This is a genomic window from Streptomyces flavofungini, assembly GCF_030388665.1.
GTDB classification, from domain to species: Bacteria; Actinomycetota; Actinomycetes; order Streptomycetales; family Streptomycetaceae; genus Streptomyces; species Streptomyces flavofungini_A.
This window is the reverse complement of sequence record NZ_CP128846.1, coordinates 4,648,309-4,669,318: the sequence shown is the minus strand read 5'-3', so window position 1 is coordinate 4,669,318 and position 21,010 is coordinate 4,648,309. Positions and strand designations below refer to the sequence as shown.

General features: G+C 69.0%; 25 protein-coding genes, 1 tRNA gene and 2 pseudogenes. 11 read left to right on the top strand and 17 right to left on the bottom strand.

Translation table 11 applies throughout. The annotated features are described in order from the left end of the window. Positions 1–26 precede the first annotated feature (26 nt). The 5 genes and pseudogenes from QUY26_RS19545 to QUY26_RS19525 form a co-directional block, all read right to left on the bottom strand. Positions 27–944, bottom strand: a complete 918-nt coding sequence (locus QUY26_RS19545; protein WP_289955839.1) for a tyrosine-type recombinase/integrase — start codon at positions 942–944, stop codon at positions 27–29. Positions 945–956: 12 nt separating this feature from the next. Next, complete coding sequence (locus tag QUY26_RS19540; RefSeq protein ID WP_289948455.1) at positions 957–1,184, bottom strand: hypothetical protein; 228 nt, start codon at positions 1,182–1,184, stop codon at positions 957–959. Continuing rightward, the gene (locus QUY26_RS19535; RefSeq protein WP_289948454.1) at positions 1,184–1,369 is read right to left on the bottom strand and encodes a helix-turn-helix domain-containing protein; all 186 of its coding nucleotides are present in this window, start codon (positions 1,367–1,369) and stop codon (positions 1,184–1,186) included. The genes QUY26_RS19540 and QUY26_RS19535 overlap by 1 nt, the downstream gene beginning before the upstream one ends. Further along, positions 1,366–2,746 (bottom strand): annotated as a pseudogene (gene repSA / locus QUY26_RS19530) (replication initiator protein RepSA). Before repSA ends, QUY26_RS19535 begins: the two are co-directional and overlap by 4 nt. 35 nt (positions 2,747–2,781) lie before the next feature. Beyond that, the gene (locus QUY26_RS19525; protein WP_289948451.1) at positions 2,782–3,180 is read right to left on the bottom strand and encodes an XRE family transcriptional regulator; all 399 of its coding nucleotides are present in this window, start codon (positions 3,178–3,180) and stop codon (positions 2,782–2,784) included. Between the two features lie 409 nt (positions 3,181–3,589). Between QUY26_RS19525 and QUY26_RS19520 the strand changes: the two genes are divergently transcribed. After that, positions 3,590–3,838 (top strand): hypothetical protein, encoded by a 249-nt coding sequence (locus tag QUY26_RS19520; RefSeq protein ID WP_289948449.1) that lies wholly within the window; start codon positions 3,590–3,592, stop codon positions 3,836–3,838. An 811-nt stretch (positions 3,839–4,649) separates the two neighbouring features. Beyond that, on the top strand, positions 4,650–5,150 hold the full coding sequence (locus QUY26_RS19515; RefSeq protein ID WP_289948447.1) for a hypothetical protein: 501 nt from the start codon (positions 4,650–4,652) through the stop codon (positions 5,148–5,150). Positions 5,151–5,402: 252 nt separating this feature from the next. Here QUY26_RS19515 and QUY26_RS19510 read toward each other — a convergent pair whose 3' ends face one another. Continuing rightward, a complete protein-coding gene (locus QUY26_RS19510; RefSeq protein ID WP_289948444.1) occupies positions 5,403–5,936 on the bottom strand; it encodes a hypothetical protein in 534 nt (177 codons plus the stop codon). 121 nt (positions 5,937–6,057) lie between these two features. Between QUY26_RS19510 and QUY26_RS19505 the strand changes: the two genes are divergently transcribed. Beyond that, positions 6,058–6,612 carry a hypothetical protein gene (locus QUY26_RS19505; RefSeq protein WP_289948442.1) on the top strand — a complete coding sequence of 185 codons (555 nt, stop codon included), beginning with the start codon at positions 6,058–6,060 and terminating at the stop codon, positions 6,610–6,612. Between the two features lie 364 nt (positions 6,613–6,976). Here the strand turns inward: QUY26_RS19505 and QUY26_RS19500 are convergent, their stop codons facing one another. The 3 genes from QUY26_RS19500 to QUY26_RS19490 are packed head-to-tail and all read right to left on the bottom strand — an operon-like array spanning position 6,977 to position 8,172. Beyond that, positions 6,977–7,291 carry a hypothetical protein gene (locus QUY26_RS19500; RefSeq protein WP_289948439.1) on the bottom strand — a complete coding sequence of 105 codons (315 nt, stop codon included), beginning with the start codon at positions 7,289–7,291 and terminating at the stop codon, positions 6,977–6,979. After that, positions 7,285–7,695 carry a hypothetical protein gene (locus QUY26_RS19495; protein ID WP_289948437.1) on the bottom strand — a complete coding sequence of 137 codons (411 nt, stop codon included), beginning with the start codon at positions 7,693–7,695 and terminating at the stop codon, positions 7,285–7,287. The genes QUY26_RS19500 and QUY26_RS19495 overlap by 7 nt, the downstream gene beginning before the upstream one ends. Positions 7,696–7,704: 9 nt before the next feature. Continuing rightward, positions 7,705–8,172: a hypothetical protein gene (locus QUY26_RS19490; protein ID WP_289948435.1), complete on the bottom strand. Its 468-nt coding sequence runs from the start codon at positions 8,170–8,172 to the stop codon at positions 7,705–7,707. Positions 8,173–8,271: 99 nt separating this feature from the next. Between QUY26_RS19490 and QUY26_RS19485 the strand changes: the two genes are divergently transcribed. Continuing rightward, positions 8,272–8,787 carry a hypothetical protein gene (locus QUY26_RS19485; protein WP_289948434.1) on the top strand — a complete coding sequence of 172 codons (516 nt, stop codon included), beginning with the start codon at positions 8,272–8,274 and terminating at the stop codon, positions 8,785–8,787. A gap of 795 nt (positions 8,788–9,582) precedes the next feature. Here QUY26_RS19485 and QUY26_RS19480 read toward each other — a convergent pair. Continuing rightward, entirely contained in the window at positions 9,583–9,915 is a 333-nt protein-coding gene (locus QUY26_RS19480) for a DUF6344 domain-containing protein (RefSeq protein WP_289948433.1), read from the bottom strand. A 336-nt stretch (positions 9,916–10,251) separates the two neighbouring features. Here QUY26_RS19480 and QUY26_RS19475 point away from each other — a divergent pair, with 336 nt between their 5' ends. Both QUY26_RS19475 and QUY26_RS19470 read left to right on the top strand, forming a co-directional pair. After that, positions 10,252–10,380: a DLW-39 family protein gene (locus QUY26_RS19475; RefSeq protein WP_003999697.1), complete on the top strand. Its 129-nt coding sequence runs from the start codon at positions 10,252–10,254 to the stop codon at positions 10,378–10,380. A gap of 297 nt (positions 10,381–10,677) precedes the next feature. Further along, on the top strand, positions 10,678–12,144 hold the full coding sequence (locus QUY26_RS19470; protein WP_289948432.1) for a hypothetical protein: 1,467 nt from the start codon (positions 10,678–10,680) through the stop codon (positions 12,142–12,144). Positions 12,145–12,334: 190 nt separating this feature from the next. On the opposite strand, the gene QUY26_RS19465 is transcribed toward QUY26_RS19470, so the two are convergent. Together QUY26_RS19465 and QUY26_RS19460 are read right to left on the bottom strand one after the other, a co-directional pair. Beyond that, complete coding sequence (locus tag QUY26_RS19465; RefSeq protein ID WP_289948431.1) at positions 12,335–14,059, bottom strand: serine/threonine-protein kinase; 1,725 nt, start codon at positions 14,057–14,059, stop codon at positions 12,335–12,337. Between the two features lie 51 nt (positions 14,060–14,110). Then, complete coding sequence (locus tag QUY26_RS19460) at positions 14,111–14,659, bottom strand: helix-turn-helix domain-containing protein (protein ID WP_030357748.1); 549 nt, start codon at positions 14,657–14,659, stop codon at positions 14,111–14,113. 184 nt (positions 14,660–14,843) lie between these two features. Here QUY26_RS19460 and QUY26_RS19455 point away from each other — a divergent pair. Then, positions 14,844–14,916: transfer RNA gene (locus QUY26_RS19455), tRNA-Ala, on the top strand. A 272-nt stretch (positions 14,917–15,188) separates the two neighbouring features. Here QUY26_RS19455 and QUY26_RS19450 read toward each other — a convergent pair. From QUY26_RS19450 to QUY26_RS19440, 3 genes are all read right to left on the bottom strand, one after another. After that, positions 15,189–16,070, bottom strand: a complete 882-nt coding sequence (locus tag QUY26_RS19450) for a GNAT family N-acetyltransferase (protein ID WP_289948427.1) — start codon at positions 16,068–16,070, stop codon at positions 15,189–15,191. 150 nt (positions 16,071–16,220) lie between these two features. Beyond that, positions 16,221–16,661 carry a VOC family protein gene (locus QUY26_RS19445; protein ID WP_289955837.1) on the bottom strand — a complete coding sequence of 147 codons (441 nt, stop codon included), beginning with the start codon at positions 16,659–16,661 and terminating at the stop codon, positions 16,221–16,223. 100 nt (positions 16,662–16,761) lie between these two features. After that, a complete protein-coding gene (locus QUY26_RS19440; RefSeq protein WP_289948424.1) occupies positions 16,762–17,004 on the bottom strand; it encodes a hypothetical protein in 243 nt (80 codons plus the stop codon). Between the two features lie 113 nt (positions 17,005–17,117). Here QUY26_RS19440 and QUY26_RS19435 point away from each other — a divergent pair, with 113 nt between their 5' ends. Further along, a complete protein-coding gene (locus QUY26_RS19435; RefSeq protein ID WP_289955834.1) occupies positions 17,118–17,747 on the top strand; it encodes a TetR/AcrR family transcriptional regulator in 630 nt (209 codons plus the stop codon). 186 nt (positions 17,748–17,933) lie between these two features. Then, a pseudogene (locus QUY26_RS19430) lies at positions 17,934–18,497 on the top strand (NAD(P)-dependent oxidoreductase); the annotation flags it as partial. 132 nt (positions 18,498–18,629) lie between these two features. Here the strand turns inward: QUY26_RS19430 and QUY26_RS19425 are convergent. Continuing rightward, complete coding sequence (locus tag QUY26_RS19425) at positions 18,630–19,037, bottom strand: rodlin (RefSeq protein ID WP_289948422.1); 408 nt, start codon at positions 19,035–19,037, stop codon at positions 18,630–18,632. A gap of 215 nt (positions 19,038–19,252) precedes the next feature. Then, on the bottom strand, positions 19,253–19,663 hold the full coding sequence (locus tag QUY26_RS19420; protein ID WP_289948420.1) for a rodlin: 411 nt from the start codon (positions 19,661–19,663) through the stop codon (positions 19,253–19,255). Positions 19,664–19,987: 324 nt separating this feature from the next. Between QUY26_RS19420 and QUY26_RS19415 the strand changes: the two genes are divergently transcribed. Together QUY26_RS19415 and QUY26_RS19410 are read left to right on the top strand one after the other, a co-directional pair. Continuing rightward, positions 19,988–20,398, top strand: a complete 411-nt coding sequence (locus QUY26_RS19415) for a rodlin (protein ID WP_289948418.1) — start codon at positions 19,988–19,990, stop codon at positions 20,396–20,398. 358 nt (positions 20,399–20,756) lie between these two features. Beyond that, complete coding sequence (locus tag QUY26_RS19410; protein ID WP_289948416.1) at positions 20,757–20,990, top strand: chaplin; 234 nt, start codon at positions 20,757–20,759, stop codon at positions 20,988–20,990. Positions 20,991–21,010 lie beyond the last annotated feature (20 nt).

The window sequence follows — 21,010 nt, the reverse complement described above, 5'->3', positions numbered from 1 at the left end:
CCTGGCATGCGACAGGCGGGATGCTCCTAGCCGATGAGCGGATCTTCGAGCAGCTCTGCGAGCATCGACACGGCTTCGCGCTCACCGTCGCCCACTACGTGGGTATAGACGTCCATGGTCATGCTGATCTGGCTGTGCCGGAGGATCGCCTGAGCGACCTTGGGATGCACCTTCAGGAAGGCCAGCAAGGTGCCGCAGGTGTGCCGGGCAAGGCGGACCGTGATCCGACGGACGCCAGCACGCTTCACCAGCCGGCCGAAGGTCCGGGAGAAGCCCACGGGGTCGATCATCCCGCCATGCTCGGACGAGAAGATCAGGTCTTGGTCCGGCTGCTGTTTCCAGTGGTTGCCAGCGATCTTCCGTTCCAGCTCCTGGAGCTCTCGCCGCTCTTCGAGGGCACGGGCGCAGAACTCGGGAAGCGGCAGCGTCGCTTGCGACGAGTCGGTGTTGAGCTTCTTGAGCACCAGGCCGATGCCCTTCTCTCGCTGTACCTGCATGACCGGCTCGAACTGGCGAGCCTCGAAGTCGATGTCCTGCCAGCGCAGGCCCAGGACCTCACTCCGTCGCAGTCCGATGACGAGCACCAGGACGCAGGCCGCATAGAGCCGATGGGCACGAGCGGTACGAAGGAACGTGATCGCCTCACGCGCGTTCCACGGCTTGACCTTGCCCTTGGTGACCTTGGGCATGTCCACGAGCAGGGCGACGTTCCGCGTCAGCAGCTCCTCGCGCATGGCTCGGTTGAGAGCGTTCCGGAGGACGCGCAGCACCTCGAAGCGGGTTGAGGCTCCGACCTTCTCGCGGGTGAGCGTGGCCATGAACGTCCGGATCTGCGCCGGGGTGAGCTTGGACAACGGCTTCTTGCCGAGGTGAGGCACGAGGTAGAGCCGGATCTTGGACTCGTACTTCACGTACGTGTTGTGCTCGCGCTCGGGCTTCACGATGTGCTCAAGCCATTAGGCCAGCCACTCACCGAGTGACCAGGTCTTCGCCGGGACGGGGACACCGTTCCGCTCTTGATCCTGGAGCTTGCCGAGCTTCTCGGCTGCTTCGTCGTGCGTGAAGCCGTACACGAACTTCCGGACCCGGTGGCCTTCGGTGTTCGTGACGTACGTGGCGCCCTGATAGCGGCCGTCCTTGCGCTTGGTGATTGTTCCCCCACCATTGGGGCGACGCTTGGTCATCAGGCCGCCCTCTCGTATTCGAGCCGAGAAGCGAGGTACTCCCGCACACCAGCGGCAGGAATTCGGCGACTCCGCCCGATCGTGAGCGAGGGCAGGCGATGAGTGCGGATCAGGTCGTAGACCGTCGTACGGCCGACCTTGAGCCACGCCATGACGTCCGGGACCGTGAGCAGCTCGTCAGTCATGCGCACACCTCCCAGGCCTCTTGGGCGCCCAGGTCGGCGCGTGCTTCGCGCGCGAACTCCCGGTTGAGGCGGATGTCGCGGGCGATCGATTCGGCGAGGAGGGATTCGCCGGGGGTGTGGCCGTGTCCGGCGTACTCCCAGTGCGCGAGGACGAGCGTGGTGCCCTCCGGGGCGTCGTCGAGGTCTTCCATGCCGCGTGCCTTGCGTTCTTGCTTGGCCCGGTAGTCGGCGCGGACCTGCCGTAAGGCTCCGAGGGTGGTGGAGTAGCGGCGCGACTTGGTGGAGAAGTGGCCGCGGAAGCCGAGCATGTGCGACCAGTGCGCGAGCAGCCGATCCGGGTAGGCCGCGTCCAGCTCCCAGCACGCTTCGATCAGGCGCCGGGTGTGGCCGGGCAGATCCGGCATGCGGTCGAGCTCGCACAGCTCCCCGATCCGGCGGTCCACGGTGCCCGTGGTCTCGGCGGCCTTGGTGGCGTACTTGGCGACGTACGCGGCCACCGTCTCCTCGGTCAGGTCGTCCTGTGCGAGAGCGCCGATGGGCTGGACGTCCACCTGCGTGCCCCACTTGAGGGTGCGGGCCGGATAGCGGCCGGCCGGGGGCAGCGACAGGGTTACTCGAGCAGCGGCCGAGCGGATCGCCTTATCGAGCAGCGTGAACGAGGCCCACGGGGGCGGTTCGGTGTCGGGCCCGTCGGGACCATCAAGGCGTACGACCGCGTGGAAGTGGACCGCGCCGCGCTTCTGGAACTCGGCGACCTTCCCGAACGACACCCGGCAGTGATCTGCGAGGGCCCGTTGGGATATCCTCGCCTGTTTGGCGATCTCACGGCGCAGGTAGATGGTGAAGCGCTGCCAGAGCACGCCTGCGTGGTTGTTCCACAGCACGGCGCCCGCATAGTCGTAGCGGTTAGGATCGAGGGCTGTGCCGAGGGCGCGGTCATTTTCACCGTGTGCGGCACCACAGCGGCAGCGGCCGGAGGTGGGCCGGTTGTGCACTGGACCGAAGCTCGGAGCGGTCAGAGTCGCGAAGACTCGGGGGGGCGCGCACCGAGGTGGGGACGGACTTGCCGCCCGTGATGCCGGAGCGGATGAGGTGGTAGGTGTCGCCCGCGTACGTCCAGGCGCAGGCCGGGCAGCGTGAGGCACGGCGGTTGCCGCAGGCGACCCGGAGAACTCCGCCCGGTTCCTTGGCGGTCGAGTAGTCCCAGACCTCACCGGTACGGGTGTCCACGGTGGTGCTCCAGCCCGCCAGACGGATCGGGCTCGTGCAACCTCCTGTGCGGCGGATCTGGTCTTGCCACTTGTCGAAACCGGGAGCGGCAGCGACCCGGAGCATGTCCGCAAGGGTGACCGGGGCAGTGCCGAAGGCCGCCGCCATGTCAGCAACAGCGGCCGGGGCAACAGGCAGACGGGTCATACGACCACCGCCCCGGACTGGGCCACGAGGCGTTCCAGGAGGGCTTCCAACGTGGCCACCCGATCGGCGAGCGCAGCCCTGGTGGGCGGACGGCCCTTGCGCGTGAAGCCGAGTTCATCCGGGGTCGAGTGGTAGAGGGCGCACAGCAGGACCTGATACTTCGGTCCCGGGCGCCGCGCGTCGTTCTCCCACATGGAGAGCTGAGTCTTCAGCGACGACTCACAGGCGATGTCCCAACCCCAGTGCTCAGCCAGCAGCGTCAGCGCGCGAACCACCTTGCACTGAGACCAGCCACGCGCAGCCCGGGCATGGGCAAGAGGCGTGTCCGCCGTACACAGTGCACGCACCGGGGTGGGCGGAGCCTCCACGGACAGCGTGATCGTGGAGGTGGTCATGCCGACACCGCCTGGGAGGCGCGCAGCCAGCGAGCGCCCCGGCAGGTGCGGCACCAGGCCGTGAGATTCGGAGTGTGCTCGAACCCGGTGTGGTCACAGGTCGGGCAGTCCACCCAGGTACCGGCCCACCAGTCGCGCCCGCACTGGGCGTAGTCCAGACAAGGGCCCACGCAGCGGCAGACGGGGCATGGGCGGTGCAGCGGGGTCGCCTCGGTCAGGTAGTGGCAGGAGCACGGGACGATCGCGCCGACCCGAGACTGCCCGAATCGCGGCGAGCGTAAGGGGCCATGATCACTCGCCCCAAAGCAGCTCCAGCCCAAAGCCGCTCCACCGACCTCGCGCAGGAGTGCGCCTGTCCCTCTGCGACACTGGCGCCGAACCGCGAAGGCGGAGTTCCGTGAGGGGGGCCATGGGAGTCATCATGTTGGTCGCGGCAGGCGTGCTGTTCACACTCGCGCTGGCCTGCGCGGTGCTCGGCATCCACGGGCTTGCGCTCGGCCGATTGCCCGGCATGTGGCTGCAGCGTCACGTCAAGCAGCCGCGAGTGTGGGGAGCCGGTGCGTTGCTGCTGGTGGTCGGTGCTTTCTGGTCTGCGACCATCGCCGTCATTGGAATAGGGCTGCTCGCCATAGGGCACGTCAGAACGCCAGCATCCTGACGTCGTACTGCGAGACTGCTGTACAGCAGAGAAGTACCGCAACCCTGCCGACCCTCGGCGGTCCTCAGCGGCCCTCAGCGACTCGTCGACCAGGCCAGGAGACCTCAGCGACCCGCACGCCGATAGTTCGCAGCGAAGCGCGTCTGATCTGTCAAGGGTGCCTGTGATCGCTGACATCAGCACCTGACATCAACACGCGCGAACAGGGGCGGTCGAGCGGGAACGCCAACGGCTGCTCAACAGGCACGAGATGAAGGTCAGCCGACATCAACGGCCGCCCATGACCGACCTGATAAGGATGAGGCCACAGGTTCAAATCCTGTTAGCCCCACAATGGCCTAAGGCCAGGTCAGACGCCCGGTAGATCCTGAGGATCTACCGGGCGTCTACATGTGTTGATCTTGAGAATCCAGAATCTGTCCGGAACCCCCGAGGCCGAAGCGGCAGCACTTCCTGGGCGCACCATCTGATGATCTTGCAGGAACATGATGGTGCGGAACCCAGCACGCCGCCCCTACTGTGGCAGCAGTACGCCCCCACCTCCCCGCAGGCTTCATCGCCTGTGACCCGCGGGCCGTCGCCCGCCGACTCATCAGCGCCGAGCACGAACTCCTGGACCGCACCCTCCGCCGCCTCCACCGGCTCCCGGCCCTGGAACTCCTCGCCGTCCACTTCGAGCCCCACCGGATGTACAGCGGCCCGGGGAGCGAGTTCCTGCCCCGCCGCGGCGAGATGAACGCCCGCATCGGCGAAGTCCTGGCGACCGCCACGCGTGAGCTGTGTACCGTCCAAGGCGGCCCGCGTACCGCGCATGATCATCGTCGATGCGCAGCACCTCTTCATCGACAACGAGCCGAGCAGCGAGCACAGCGAGCCGGACGCGGGCTGGCACGTCACGGACTGCGCCGTGGTCGCCTGGGCGCGGTCGGTGTACGAGATGTTCTGGTGGCGGGCCACGCGCTGGCAGGACCTGGACCCCGCAGCCAGGGAGGTAACGAGCACTGACTTCCAGCGCCGGATCCTCCGGGAACTGGAGACGGGATGCTCCCAGCAGCAGGTCGCGCGGCGGCTCTCGCCGTCGGTGTACGAGCGCGCGGTGCACAAGGCGCTCGCCAGTTCAACGAGTTCACGACGACACCGATCTCCTGGAGCTCCTGAGACAAGCCAGGTTCTCGGAGACGCTGAGTATCTGCTCGATCGTCCAAACCTCGTACACGGCCCCTATGCACACAGCTGCCCGCGCCTCATTACGAGTTGGGCGTGGGCAGCTGTGCGGCAAATCTTCAGCTGCGGGAGCGTCGTGACTCCCTGACGGCGTGGACACCGGTGATTGAGGCTGTGAGCCACAGCGCGGCCGAGCTGAAAGCGATCGGGCTCTCAACATGCGCTGCGACAGCCGCAGTTATGTAGACGACGGCTGCAACGAGGACGCCAGTCGCGATCGAGGTCACATCACGCCACGGCGGAATGACCGAATTCCGCCCCACGATCAGCCGGATTGTGATGGAGACGACGACGGCGATACAGGCGCTGTACAGAACCCACATGTTTAGAACCTCAGCTTCTACTTGCAGTAGCCGCCAGAATAATCACCTGGCACGAAGAGCCCACCAGCAATCTTGATCTTGATGCAGCGCTTGTTGGCCTTGGCGCGCATCGCCACCTTGGTGATGGCCGCGGCATGCGCGCTCACGTAGGCATTCAGCCCCGGGGGCAGGGCCCAGCCGACCAACGCCGCGGCCGCGCCAGTGTTCGCGATCTTCGACGTTTCGCTCTTCTTGAAGTAGACGGTGCCGGTGACAATGCCCCAAGTGAACTTGGGGTCCGCGACTACCGGAAACGCCGTCTTGTCGTTGGTCTCTACGGTCTGAACGATGTCGTTGCCGTCGAGCTCGTAACTGGTGGGAACGGCATCGCCGTTGGCGTCCTCGACCGGGTACGCGGTTAGGGCGATGACGCCGTCCGGTGCGTGCGGAGCGACGGAGAAGAGCACACCGACCTCCGACGCCGCGTACACGCCGTCGGGCCTGTACATGGCCAGCCCGGCCTCCGCGATCAGGGAAGCGAGCCCACCCAGAACAGTGGTCGTGTAGCGCACAGCTCACTTGCCTCGGTGGGAAGAGGCCGTTCAAAGAGGGGGACTTGAGGCGGTCCGTCGACTAGCGTCTATGCGGTTGATCCGGTCTTGGCCGAGGAGGGATTTGGAGTCGCACCAGGGTGTGATCAGCATCGATTACCGGCAGTTTTACGTGATTGAGGAGCCTGATTCGGACTTTGACGTCCCTCGGGCAGATCGTGATTTCGCCAGTGGGAACCCAGTGCTCGTTACACCTGGGGAGATCACGATTTGTAGCGAGGTGCAGTGGCACTACGCGCCTGTAACTCTTTGCCGGGCATCTGCCGACGTGGGGTTGCCGCCCCTTGCTGATCAATGGGCACTCCTTGATTCAGTGGAGTACCGGCCGGTGTACCACGGCGGGATGCGGGTCCTCGGATGTACGACAGGCCCGGCGACCCCGGAGGTGCGACTGGAGTTATCCCCGGGCCGGACTTACACGGTGCACGTGTATGCCAAGGGACGTGAAGATGCGCATGCTCGGTGGGAGGAGTATCTGGCCGACGATGTGTCTGAGGACGACAAGGAAGCCGAGGATGACGACTCTGAGGACGGCGAGTTCGACGATTTCCATGAGCAGGTTTTCGAGGAGTATTTGATCGTTTTTGTCCCTCTCGGATATCAGGAAGCGCCGCAACCGGCTGACCGGCCCCGGTGACGTAGGCCCCGAAGCGCACTGCCCCCGTAGCCAGCGACGAAGCGGCACCGCCATCAGCCGGAGCATGACCTCCCTGGAGGCGTTCATCGCCGACTCCAAGTACTTCGCCTAGCGGCCAGGCAAGTGCCGCCAGGTCAGCTCCTCGTGCTGGGGGACCGCGTACACGGTGTCGCACGAGATGGCCCCGTTCAGGCCGTCGACCTCGGCGCGTCCGGAACGCTCCAGCGTGCCCTCGTCCAGGGCAACACAGGAGTTGGAAACGTCGAGCGAGTGCTCCAGGGCGTGGGAGAGACCCTCGCTCGCATGGCGGCGGCCACGTGACGTCCACAGTCGCTGTCCCGGAAGTTCATGCGGACGTGCTGGGTCACTGGAGCTGCACCTCCAGGTGATCGGGAGTGGGTAGTCCGCAGCCATCGCGTTTGAGCGCGGCGATGACGGTCGATTGACGCCCGTCAGGCAGCGTGACGCGCGAGTGCTCGGGGCGCCGCGCGTCCGGTACGGCGTAGGGAGTGGACGAGGAGGTGACTTCCTCGCCCGCCGGGCTGCGGACCATGCGGGTCTGCTCGTCGAGGAAGCACCGCATGAGCACTGGGGCCGCGTACACGGGCCCGTACGGTCCCTCGCCCTCCCAGGCCTCCATGGTGACCTGATGGCGGAGCAGGAAGTCGGGGATCAGCACTGCACCACCTCCCCGAGCCGGAAGATCTCTGTGGTCATGTCGGGACTGCGCAGAGCCTCCGGGGCAGCGTCAGCAACCTCCCGGCCCTGCCTCGCGCTGGCGGACGAGCCGGGCCCGGACAGGGCGACAGTGCCGATCTTCACGGACTGCCACCGTCCGGCAGTGCCCAACTCGTCGTTGGTCTCCGCCCACCACTGCACCTGCGCACACACTGCGTCCGCGAAGGCCTCCCGCACACGGGTGTGCGTGGGGTAACCGTCGCCGTCCGCGTCGTACCAGCCAAGCCGGAACACCTCGGACTCCAGGAACCGCGACGCACGGCCGAGCCGGGCCACGATGTCCGCCGGAGCCGCCTGCCCGGTGTACGCCTCGTACTGCGCTTGCGTCGCGTAGACCCTGTGCACGAAGCCCCCTTACGCGGACGTGCCGACGATCACGACGTCGTACGTGACACCCGTGCCACCCGTGGAGTTGGCGACCTTCAGCAGATCGCCCGCCATGACGCCGAGGCAGGCGCCCGGCCGCAGGGTCACGGTGCCGGCCGCGCCCAGGAGCGCCGCCCACGCATTCGACGCCGCGTTGCCGAGGACCACGTTGTTAGTGTTCGCCGCGGCGGCCGCGGCGAACAGGTTCTCCACGCGGACGAAGGTGAGCGCCTGGCCGAACCCGTCCTGGAGGAATCCGGCCAGGTCCAGGTCCTCCGACACGGAGGTCGCCAGTGTGCGCCGGTCGTGGAAGACTCGGTCGGCCTTGCCCGCGGTGGTGCCGTCGATGAGCTGAACCGCGCGCCGGAAGGCCAGCGAGTCCTCGGCCGCGGTGAGGTCCGGGGCCTTGGTCTGGAGAACGGACGCGGACATGGAGAGGGCGCTGGTGACGCCCATTACCCGAAGGGTATCGACGACGACATCGTGAACCTCATTGTCAACTCCACAGGGCTCCCCGACCTGGCCCACGCGTGTCTGTAGGCCCAGGCCGGGAAGATGACCGCGATGAAGCAGAGCCCAGACTCCCAAGCGCAGGACTCGACTGACGACGAGCCCGGGAACCTTGGCGGCGGTGTTATCTACACCCTCATGTTCCTGCTCGTCGCGTACATCCCGGCCACCTTCATCGGCGAACTCTTCGGTAACCGGGGTGTGCCCACGTCGCCCTGGTTGATCGCCCCGGCCGTGGCGCTCGTCATAGCCGCGATGTTGTCGGTCGAGCCATACCTGCAAAGCCGTTCGTGGTGGGAGCGGGTTGACGACGTATGGGGCGCGCTCTTGCTGGGCCTGACCGTCGTGGCTCCGATCGTCGTCGCGGTGGTGCGGCCGATGCCGTTGTGGCCGTGGCTGCCGCCATTGGTTCCCACGGTGTTGTCCTTCATACCCATCGGATTCGCCTGGTGGTGCGTCAGGCAGTGGCATCGGCACCTGTGGAAACGACAGCGGCCCCAGCTCGGTCCGTTCAAGCCTGTTCCGCGGGTCAATAACACGGATTCCGGAGAGCAGGATTAGCAGGTCTGCGCACACGGACACCAGAGGCGCCCGGTGGTTCGCCGGGCGCCTCATGCCGTTGGCCAACGGCGAACCTGCGGATCAATGTGAGGCATGGCCGGGGTGGGTGCGGCCACGGACGTGGCGTGGCCCTGCCGCGACGGGGGAACGCGGCGGGACACGAACCTTCTGGGCTCTTGGTCACAGTGTGGATGCTCACCCCGTACTTCTCGGCGATCTCGGGTCGGAGGACCTGCGTTTTCGTAGCTGATCGTTGCTGCGCCGTCGGACAGCTTGGCTGACTGACTCCGTCCATGTGCGCCCGCAGTCCTCGCACAGCACCGTTGGCGGCGTACCGTCTCCGATGTAGGGCCAGGTCAGAGGGCGTGTAGCTTCACCTGCGGATCTTCGAGAAATGACGCCGGGGCTGATAAGGATGAGGCCACAGGTTCAAATCCTGTTAGCCCCACAGTTTCGAAGCAGTACGAAGAGGGCGTCTCCCCGAGCGGGAGGCGCCCTCTTCGCGTGGGGGAGCGATCCGGTGGAACGAGAGCTTGACGTGGCAGGTCAGCCGACGGCGGTCACCGAGGGAACTCCCGAGCCGAACGAGCCCGCGACGGCCCGCGAGCGGCGTCCCCGCCGGCGGGGGGATCCTCGTCCTGGCGGCGGCACTGGCACTGATGATCGCCGCTCTGCTCTGCTACCTCGTCCTGCGGTGGAGGCGCTGAACACAGCCGACGAGAAGACCCCCAGCCCACTGCGGGCTGGGGGTCCTCTCGGTTGCACGGGGTGCCTGCGGCCGCGATGCCGCCGTGACTACGGCTCAGCGGCGAGGTGGTCCGCCGGCGGGGTCTGCGGGTCGTTCTGGTCCTCCGCGTCCGTCGTCGGCAGGTGGCGGCAGCTCGGTGTGGAGCCGTGGGCCTCGGCGCGGATGCGTTGCTTCATCGTGGGGGGCAAGGAGCGTTCGTATGCCGCCTGCCAGAGGGCCGCGAAGGGCGCCGTCGGGCTCACGGCGCTTTCGCACGTCGTCGTGGCCTGGTGTGCCGGGGCGGCCGCCGTGGCGGTCGAGGCGAGTCCCAGCGTGGCGAACAGTGCGAGCACCGCGGTGACGAGTGCGGTCCACAGCTTCGTGGCCTTGGTGGCGGTCATGGCCCCTCACATTCAGGTTGGGCGATTTGCGTACTTTCCTCATGATGTGTATGCCGGGCCGGAAGTGCGGGACCGACGCCCCCGCCGCGTCGATGTTCTGATGAACACCACCCGGATGGGCGCAAGCGGCCCGAGGAGGCCAGGAAATGGGGCAAGGGCGGCGAAAATCACAGTGGCCGGGGCGCGGATGGAGCGCGATGGTCCGCTTCTACTGCGGTGATCGGGCCGGGAGTTGGGGCCGTGAGCGGGGCGGATCCAGGTCACCGATCGGTATCGGGCGGTGTGTATAGTCGGGCGCCAGAAGTCCCCTACGTCAAGGAAAGACGAGGTCGCGCGGTGAAGAAGCTTCTCCTGGTCGCACTGGCCGCCATCGGCGGGCTCCTCGTGTACCGCCAGATCCAGGCGGATCGCGCCGAGCAGGATCTGTGGACGGAGGCGACTGACTCCGTGCCCACGGGTTCGTGAGTATCGACAGCAGTCTCGCCACAGGGCCCCGGTCGCTTGAGCGGTCGGGGCCCTGTGCTGTCCCGGGAACCTTTTGTCCCGCTTGTTCTGTCGGGTGGCGGGCGTCCTCCCGCGCGTGTACGAGGGCCATGAGGCCCCGGGCGGGCCGGTTGCCCCCGGCGTGACCTCGACGGCGTCACCCCTTTGGTTCACTTGCGCAATTTCATTCCTTGCTTGAGCAAATCGGTGGAGGGTGAGGTGCAGAGCGGCGTGATGAGGCGAGGCCGTGGCGGTCGGTCCGGTGCCGGGACCGCCGGCGTGGTCTTGGGCGCTGTGCTGTGTGTGGTGGCGCTGCCGGGCGGCGCGGCAGCGAGCGGCGTGGCCGCCGCCCGGCCCGGGCAGACCGCCGTCGAGGAGAGCCCCGATCCGTACGCCTTCGACCGTGACGTGAAGGAGGTCGACGGTGCGGCCAGTACGTCCGGGAGCCGGACGCTGGTGCCGGGGGCGACCTACAGGAGTGCCATCGGGCATCCCGGGGGCGGGGACGAGGACGGGGCCGGGTCCTCGGGGCCTTCCACTGGTTCTGGTGGTTCCGGTGGTTCCGGCTCCACCGGCAGCGAGCTCTACTACCGGCTCGAACTCGACGCCAAGGACAGCGCGTACGTCTCCGTGACCGCGCTGCCGGGCCCGCGCGGCCGTGTCGTGTACGAGGACGGCATCAGGGTGTCCGTGCAGGACGCCGACGGCTTCATCTGCGACCAGGGCTCCGTGCTCATCGGCCGCGCGCAGAGCCCCCGGCCGCTCACCGCCTCGGCGAAGCGGCAGATCGGGGCGGACCAGAAGAAGTGCCAGACGGCCGGGACGTACTACGCGGTGGTCGAGCGGACCACCAACTCCAGGTCGCGGGTGTCGTCCACCCCGCAGAAACCGTCCTCTCCGGAGGACTGGGACCTGGAGCTGTACGTCGCCTCCGAACCCGCCCTCGCCAAGGCCGGGCCGACCACTCCGCCCCAGGACACCGACTCCACGCCGCAGCAGCAGCCTCCCGCCGGGGCCCCGATGCCCCGCGCGGGCGGCAGCAGCTTCGGTACGGCCAGGGCGCTGGGCAAGGGCGTGTGGGGCGACCGCGTCCGGGCCGGACAGACGCGGTTCTACCGGGTGCCCCTCGACTGGGGGCAGCGGCTCTCGGCCACCCTGGAACTCGGCAGCGGCACCCGGACCGGCGACTTCGTGACGTCCGCGCTGACCATGGAGCTGTTCAACCCGGTGCGCGGGCCCGTCGTGGACTACGACATCCCGTACGACGGCCGCCAGAAGTCGATGGCCCTGGCCCCGCTGCCGCCGGTCGCGTACGAGAACCGCTACGCGCCCTTCGACCGGACCTCCGGCATGCGCTTCGCGGGGTGGTACTACCTCGTGGTGCACCTGGACCCGGACGTCGGCAAACGGTTCGGCGTGGCCGAGACGGGGCTGACCCTGCGGGTGGGCGTCGAAGGACAGCGTCGGCCGGCGCCCGCGTACGCCGGAGCGGCACGCCCCGCGGACGGCTTCGGTGTCACGGAGCGCGACGAGGACGCGGCGCGGAACGGCGCCGCAGGAAGTGCCGGAGGCGGTGGCTCCGCCCGGCGCGAGCCCGGCTCGGACGGCTCCGCGGCCGCCTCCGAGGGCGATACGGCCATGAAGGTGCTCGCGGCCGCGGGGTTCGGCACGGGGACGGTGCTGCTCGCCGTCCTGGGGGTGTGGCGGGCTGTGTCCCGACGGAGGCTCGGCCGGGTCTCTGCTTGATCGGTGTTCGGCTGATCGGTGCTCGGCTGATCCGTCCGGCCGGTCCCGTAGGTCTCTCCGATCCCGTAGGTCGTTTCAGCCCCGTCGGCCGGCTCGGGCTGGTCGGCCCCATCGGCCCCCCTCGGGCCGGTCGGCTCGCTCGGGCCGGTCGGCTCGCTCGGGCCGGTCGAGGCGGCGCTCGTACGGTCCGTCAGATGCGGGTGAGGGCCCAGAAGCCCACCGCGAAGCACGCCAGCGCGGCCAGCAGCATCGGCAGGGCCACCTTGACGGGCGGCCCGGGGCGCGCCGCGCGCACGGCGGCCGCGGCGTGACGGCGCTGGGCACGTCCCCCTGACTGAAGTGCGGGGAGCGGGGCCGGAATTGGTGCGCTCGGAGAGGGAACCTGCTGGGGCTGAGCGGTGTATGGAGAAGTAGGAGCGTGAGCGCGCTGCGCGGAGAGGGACGCGGCCGAGGCGTGCGCGGGCTGTGGAGTGGCTGTGGGGGGAGCGGGGGTTGGGCTCGGAGGGGGTGTGGGCGTCGGGGTGGGCGTCGGTGTGGGGGGAGTAGCCGGGAGTTCGGCCGGGAGCGGGGCCGGGGCCGGGAGGGGGTTCGGTGTAGGGAGCGGAGCCGGTGTAGGGACGGGCGTCGGTGTGGGGGGAGTGGGTGGTTGCGCGGGTTGTGGGGGTGGTGCTTGGCGGGGCGGGATCGGCGGGGGCAGGTGGAAGCTGCCGGTCTCCGACATCGGGGGGTGCGCGGGGGGCGATGGCGGCTGTACGGGGTGGTGGGGCGCGGAGGGCTGGCCCGCGGAGGCCTGGCTCACGGAGGGCTGGCCCACGGAGGGCTGGCCCACGGAGGGGTGGACCGGAGGTGGGAGCGGCGTGGCCGGCTGGCTCGTGGAGGGGTGTCCGGTCGAGGGGTGACCCGGCGATGAGTGCCCCATGTGCGGTTGGCCCGTGGGGGGTTGGCCGGAGGGCTGGCCCGCGGAGGATCGGCCCGTCGAGGGTTGGGACGAAGGTGGCGGCGGGGGCTGGGACGGGGGTGGTTGAGGGGCGCGGGTGAGGGGGCCGTCGGGGCCGAAACCGGTGGGGAGCGGGGCGAGTTGGTCGAAGATCTCGATGAGCTCGTCGTCGTGCCCGGGCTCGGGCAGCATCTCGGCGGCGGAGGCGAGCGCCTTGCGGGCACCCGTGGCGGTGCGGAACCGGGCCTGCGGGTCGGGCTGCAGGAGGGTGGCGATGACCTGCCACAGCGGTTCTGGCACGCCCTGTGGTGCTCCGGGGGTGCCGTGGGCCGCGAAGTGCTCGATCAGGGCCTTGGCGTCGGGCTTGGCGCCCTGCAGGAGGTACAGGGCGACGAGGCCGACGGCGAAGAGGTCGGCGGTGAAGTCCGGTTCGGCGCCCATCATTTGCTCGGGGGCGAAGTACCCCGGGGTGCCCACCACGTAGTCCGTCTCGGTCAGCCGTGGCTCGCCCTTGCGCATGGAGATGCCGAAGTCCGAGAGGCGCAGGTGCGGCCGCCCCGTCCCGGTGGCCTCCAGGAGGATGTTGGCGGGCTTGATGTCGCGGTGCACGACGCCCTCCGCGTGCACGGCGGCGAGGCCGGAGAGGAGCTGGTCGAGGAGGGTGCAGGTGAAGCGGGCGGGCAGGGGGCCGTAGTCACCGATGACGTGGGCGAGCGAGCCGCCGGTGACCAGGTCCATGGTGAACAGGACCTGGTCGTCGTCGGCGGCCCAGCTGGCGGGAGCGAGCACGTGCGGATGGTCGATCCGCAGTGCCTGCTCCCGCACGAAGCGCAACAGAGTGTGAGCGTTGCGCTGCTGAAGCACCTTGGCCGCCACATATCTGCGGCGGCGATGGTCCCAGGCACGCCATACGGCGCCCACTCCCCCGCGTCCGACCGGGTCGACGAGTTCGTACCGCCCGGCGAAGACCTCACCCATGGTCGTGCCCGCTCCCCTTCCGGGCCGCCCGGCAGCGGCCCGGCCGGCGGCTCAGCTCTGGTGCGCTTCGTAGTGGGCGACGGCGTCCGCGGTGCGGCCCGCTCCGTATACCCGAAGGAACTCTGCCAGTTCCGGGTGGGTCGGGGCGAGCGTGTCAGCGGCATCGATGATGTCGCCCGCCGCCGCGACGGAGCGCAGCAGCGACTGGATCTCACGCACCACGCGCTTCACCGTGGGTGCGCCTGAACTCGTGGTCGACTGGGTGGTGTTGGTCAGTACAGAACCCCCCTGGGACTTCTTGATCTCGTCCATGCGGTCCGTCGCCTCGGCGGCACTCACACTGCCGTCCGCGACCTGCCCCGACAGCTCCTGGAGGAGCTGCACCCGCTGGACCACGGCCGGGTTGCCGATCTTGGCGCGCTGGCCGCTCATCAGCTGCGACAGCATCGGTGCGGAGAGGCCGAGCACACCGGCGAGCCGTGCCTGGTTCAGGCCCAGATCGTCGATGAGGCGACGGAACAGTGCCCCCAGTGGCTCCCCGTACCAATTCCGCTGGAGCTCCCGTGCTCTCGCGGTTGATTCTTGTTGTGCAGCGTCCATCTTGCGTCTCCCCATCGCTTCCCCTAAGACGTGGTTCGCTGCCGCGAACCACGTCGAGCATCTTACGGAGAGTGGTCGCGCACGGGGAGCCCCAATCCTTTTGCGAGATCTGGGGGGTGACCCGGTACTCTGGTCTGCGTCGCCCGCCGAGGCGCGATTTTTTCGCCACGGCATCGGCGCACGCGGGGCCTTAGCTCAGTTGGTAGAGCGCTGTCTTTGCATGGCAGATGTCAGGGGTTCGACTCCCCTAGGCTCCACACCCCGAAAGCCCCTCTGACCTGCGGTAACGCATGTCGGAGGGGCTTTTTTTGGGCCTCTTGTGCGCGCACCGCCGTCGTCCGGGCTCGGCGGCGCGCGCTGTGGATCCGCGCTACTTGCGCCTGCTGGACCGCATGGACCAGAGCGTGACCGCGATGCCTACGAGCGCCAAGAGAAAAAGGATCTTCATGCTGTGTGAGTGCCCTTCCCGGCCCCCTACTACACCGAGGTCCCGCCCGAAGGTCTCGGTACGCGGGCCCGGCGGGCTCGGCTACAGGTCGAGTTGGTACTCGTGGGCCGTGTGTGTCGGCAGGTAGCCGAGGCTGTCGTTGACGCGGCGCATGTGCGGGTTGTTGTCGGCGGTGTCGGTGAGCAGGCCGCTGAGGTGAGGGTGGCGCTCGCGGGCCGCGATGATCGAGGCGGCCTTCATCCAGCGGGCGAGGCCGTGGCCGCGGTGTTCGGGCAGCACGGCCGTGCCGTAGTGCTGGGCGTCGCCCCTTCCGCCGCCGGGGACGACCAGTTCGGTGAAGCCGGTGATGGTGCCGTCCGAGGAGTCGACGGCCGCCACGGTGTGGAGGATGTCGCCCCGCGCGAAGACGGCGTCCGCCGCGGCCCGTACCCGGTCGACGTCCCAGACCACCGTGCCGTAGTCGACCGCCCCCATGGGCATGTCGTCCATGGCCCGGCGTGACGCCGCGTACGTTTCGGCGAGTTCGTCGGGCACCCTCCCCTCCCACGCCGTCAGCCGGTAGCCGGGGCGGGGCTCCTCGGCCAGGGCGGTGAGCGCGGGGAGGTCCGCGTCGGCCAGCGGGAGCCGGGCGTAGGTGAGGGTCAGCGCGACGCGGAAGCCTCCGGCGGTGAGGAAGGCGGCGCCGGGGGATGCGGCCGGGGCCTGGGCGACGACGGTCCTGCGGCCGTCCTGGCGGGCGGCTTCGACGGCCGCCTCGAGCAACAGGGTGCCTGCCCCCGCGCGGCGTTCGGCGGGGTGGACCTGGACGTCCAGTTCGGCCAGGTGGCGCTGGCCCTCCTTGGTGAACAGGCGCAGGAAGGCGTACCCGGCGGGGCTGCCGTCGGGGTGCGAGGCCAGCCATGCCAGACGGCGGGCCGCGGAGGTCTCTTCGGGGTCGGTCAGGGCGGTGATGCGCAGGGGCAAGTCGTCTCCGTCAGAGTTAGTCAGGGCCAGTCAGGGCCAGTCAGGGCCAGTCAGGGCCAGCCAGGGCCAGCCAGAGATGGAGGGTGAGGGGCGGGGTGGGGCTGGGGGCAGGTGCGTGCTGCGTCGGGGTCGGTACGGCCGTCACTGGTCTCAGGGCGCGGGCGTTTCGTCGTGCGCGGGCTCGTCGCCCTGCGCGGGCTCTTCCTGCTCTTCCCGCGTGGCCCACTCGACGAACTGGACCACCACGCCGTTCGGGTCGGTCAGTTGGAACAGTCTCTCGCCCCAGGGCTCTTCGCGCAGCGGCATCGTGATCGGGGCGCCGGCCTCGCGCAGGCGCCGCTCCTCGGCCTCGATGCCGGTGACGGTGAGGGCGAAGATCAGGCCGGCGGCCTGCTGGTCGCGCTGCTCAGGGGGGAGCACCTCGCTGCCGCGCTGGAGAAGCACGATGTCGGCGGCGGCGTCCCCGCGGGTCAGGGACGCGAAGCCGTCGGCGGCCATGGCGACCTGGTAGCCGAGGTGGGTGCGGAAGAACTCACGCGATGCGGCGACGTCGGTGACGGTCAGGGACACGGTGGAGGCGGTGACGTTCAGGGCTGCTCCTGGCAGGTGTGGTGTGGGTGTGGCAGGTGGGGGTGCGGCGGGGGCCGGCGGCGCGGCCGCGGGCGGACGGCTCAGGCGGGCGAGGGGGTCCTCACCGGTTGCCTCGACGCCCGGGGCCGCGCTGGTGGCGGGTGAGCGGGGCGAGGCGGTTCGCCGCCGCCGGGCGTACGGGCTGCTGGGGCGCGGGGCGTCCGTACCCCGCCCCGTCCGGGCCGTGTCGAAGGGGTGTCTTGAGCGATTCCACGAGGCCGGGTGCTGTGCGGTCCGGAGTGGGAAGGGCGTCCGCGAACTCGGCGGCGATGGTGGTGCTGACGAGGTGCGTGAGCTGGCGCAAGGGCAGTCCGTTCGCTGAGGAGATTTTTGCGACGGACGTAAATTTAGGTCAGGCCCCTCGGTTCGTCAAGCATATTTTTACGTTGGATGTAAGATTCCTTCATGGCTACTGAGATGGGGCTCCGCGAGTCCAAGAAGCAGGAGACCAGGCAGCTGATCTCCGACTGCGCCACCAGGCTCTTCATCGAGCAGGGCTTCGAGCAGACCACCATCACCGAGATCGCCGCCGCGGCCCGCGTGGCCAAGAAGACGGTGACCAACTACTTCCCCCGCAAGGAGGACCTGGCCCTCGACCACCACGAGGCGTTCACCGGGGGCCTGGCCCGAGCCGTCACCGAGCGCGAGCCCGGCGAGGAGCCGCTCGCCGCCGTGGGCCGGACCTTCCGCGCCGCCCTCCTCGACCACAGCCCCGTCGTCGGCTTCACCGGCATCGCGTTCGCCCGCATGATCGCCGACAGCCCCACCCTCACCGCCCGGCTGCGCGAACTGCACGACCAGCGGGAGGAGGCACTCGCCGCGGCGCTGACCGCTGCCGCCCCCGAATCCGCCCCGGCCATCGCACCCCTGTCCGGCGCCGCCCTGATCGCTGCGGCGGACCGGCTGCTGTTCCGGCGCATCCAGGAACTCACCCTCGCCGGCCGCACCGACGACGAGATCGAGGCCACGCTCCTCCCGGAGGCCGACCACCTCCGCGCCCTCCTCGCCGCCGCCCTCGCCAACGACCCCACGGCCATGGCCTGGTGACATCGCCGCCCACGGCTGCGTCGGGGTGCGCGCCGCACCGGGGCCCGCCAGGGCGGGGCGGTGGGCGCCGGGGGCGTCAGCGATGCGAGTGGTGGGCGCCGGGGCGTCAGCGATGTGGGGCGGTGGGCGCCGGGGGCGGCGCCGCCGTCGGGGGCCCGGTAGCCGGGGACGGAGAACGTCAGCCGGGCCGGGGTCGACGCCCTGGACCCGGCGTCCATAGCGGCGGTGCTGCCCGGACTCGACGTCCTGGTCAGCGCGTTCCAACCCGGCAACGCCGCGCAGGACATGGCGGACACGCTGCGCCGCTCCATCGCCGACCCCACGGTGTACGCCACCGTGGCGCGGGCCCTCCTGAAGGCCCTGGAGAGCCACCCCCGCACCCGGCTCCTCGTGATCGGCGGCGCGGGCAGCCTGGAGGTCGCGCCGGGCGTGGTGCGCGCCGACTCCGACGAGCTGCTGCCCGCCACCCTCGACGAGGTCGGGCTGCCCCACGAGTACGCGGCGGCGGTGCGCGGCCACCGGGACGCCCTGAACGTCCTGCGCACCTCCAACCGGCTGTGGACCTACTTCAGCCCGGCCGAGGACATCTTCTCCGGCGAGCGCACCGGACGCTTACGGGTCGGCGGCGACCAGCCCGTCCTGGACGCCGAAGGCCGCAGCCGCATCTCCGCCGAGGACGCCGCCGTCGCCCTGGTCGACGAGGTGGAACTGCCGCGCTTCGTCCAGCGCCGCTTCACCGTCGGCTACTGAGGGCTCCGTGACGGGCCGCGTGCCTCGGCCAAAGGGGGGCAGGCCCCGCACGCGCGGTGGCCGCCACGGAAGACCGTGGCGGCCACCTGGTGCGGCGCTGCGGACGTCGGGGCCGTACCGGGCCCCGGTGCGTCAGTGGTTGTTGACGCCGTTGCCCGAGAGGATCGGGATGTCGCTGAGGATGTGCGACAGCGGCTCGTCGCCCTTGGCCTGCGTGGAGTTCTCCGTGCACTGCTGGTTCTGCGGCGCCGACAGGACGTTGATGTCCTGGACCGCGACCGGCACCAGGCCGACGATGGAACCGGCGTTGACCTTGGCGGGCAGGCCGAGGCAGGGCTTGTTCAGGGAGCCCTGGACCAGGGACATCTGGGGGCTCATGTTGCCGTGCGTGGCGGAGTTGCCGAACGTCTGCTCGGCGCCGTTGCCGCTGATGGACGTGGTGCCCGTGTCATTGCCGATGGCCATGGCGGAGGGGGCGGTGACGGCCGTCATGCCGGCGGCGGATGCGGCGATCGCGGCGGTTGCCAAGATCTTCTTCATGGTGAGGAATTCCCTTCGGAGACAGGCTCCGTTGCGGAGCCGCATGGTGGTCAACTGGCCGATGAGACCGCGGTTTCGGCGATTAGCCCGGTCGGCCGATTAATGTGCTGAGCGGAGAAGAGGGCGGGCGCGGCGAAAGCCGACGAGCGGTCCGGGAAGCCCAAAACAGCGGGCCGCCGAGGAGAGGTGGCGGCCCGCTGGACTTGGTGCCGGTGTCAGTGGTTGTTGACGCCGTTGCCGGAGAGGACCGGGATGTCGTTGAGCAGGTGCGACAGCGGCTCGTCGCCCTTGGCCTGCGTGGAGTTCTCCGTGCACTGCTGGTTCTGCGGCGCCGACAGGATCGGGATGTCCTGGACCGCGACCGGCACCAGGCCGACGATGGAGCCGATATTCGCCTTGGCGGGCAGCGCGATACAGGGCTTGTTCAGGGAGCCCTGAATGAGCGCCATCTGCGGGCTCATGTTCCCGTACGTGGCGGAGTTGCCGAACGTCTGGGAGGCGTGATTGCCGCTCATCGTCTGGGTGCCGCTGTCGTCACCGATGGCGGACGCCGTGGAAGCAGTGGCAGCCGACGCACCGACGACGGAAGCCGTGACCGCGGCCGTAGCCATGACCTTCTTGAGCACAGCATTTCCCTTCTGGATATGAACCCCGTCCGTGGAGCACCCTGAGCAACTGCCGCAGCCATGCGGGGTTGCTGCTGTTCACTCTTATGGCCCACGGGCGGCTCGGATTCGATGCTGATTCGGGTCGGTGTGCGGGTGGCGTTGTGCGGATAATCCGATGGTTCGGTACGGCGCCGCCCGTGGTGGTGTGTATTTATGTGAATGCGCCGGGCGCCACCGGTCCGCGGGAAAGATCCGATGGAGTGAATGGGCGGAACCAAACGTCCGACGGTGAGTTGAGCAGCCCGCAGCAACCTGTGCTTCTGCCCAGAAAAGGAACAGCAAATGCTCAAGAAGGCAATGGCAGCGGCTGCGGTCGCAGTCTCCGTCGTCGGAATCTCGGCCACCGCAGCCCCCGCCGCGATGGCGATCGGCGACGACGGCGGCACCCAGTCGGCGAGCGGCAACGGTGCCAAGCAGGCGTTCGGCAACTCCGTCACCAAGGGCGACATGAGCCCGCAGCTGTCCCTCGTCCAGGGGTCCCTGAACAAGCCCTGTGTCGGCCTGCCGATCAAGGGCAACATCGGCTCCATCGTCGGTGTCGTGCCGGTCGCGGTCCAGGACATCCCGATCCTGTCGGCGCCGCAGAACCAGCAGTGCACGGAGAACTCCACGCAGGCCAAGGGCGACGAGCCGCTGTCGCACATCCTCAGCGACATCCCGGTCCTCTCCGGCAACGGCGAGCACAACGGCTGATCGTTCACGCCGCAGCGACCGCCCGGGCCGCCCCGACTCCTTCGAGCGGGGTGGCCCGAGCGGCTTTTTCATGCCGTGCTCAGCAATTCGGGACGGCTTGGGCGGGAATTCGGCAACCGACTTCTTCGGTACGCCTTCACGTCCGGCATCGCATACGACTTCACGTACCGCTTCGTGCATACCGTCACGCAATGACTTTCCCGGCAGCAGTCGGGTGAACCTGGGAATTCAGGGGCCTATGGCGGTTTCTTCCGCGCGGGCTGGTCGTTGGTCAGGACTCAGGTCGCGGTGCGGGTGAAGATACTGCCCGCCCGGCTCTCACCGCCGTTAAGGCGCGACCGGTCAGAAGGGAAGATCTGTGAAGCTCAAGAAGAGCGCAACCGTCATCGCTGGTGCTGTCCTGGCACTGAGCTTCGGTGCCCCGGCATTCGCCGACGCGGGTGCCGACGGTGTGGCTGCCCACTCCCCGGGTGTCCTTTCCGGCAACCTCGTGCAGGTTCCCGTCCACGTTCCCGTCAACGTGTGCGGCAACAGCGCCGACTTCCTCGCGCTGCTGAACCCGGCGTTCGGCAACACCTGCGTCAACGACTGACGCAGTGATGTAGCGACCCG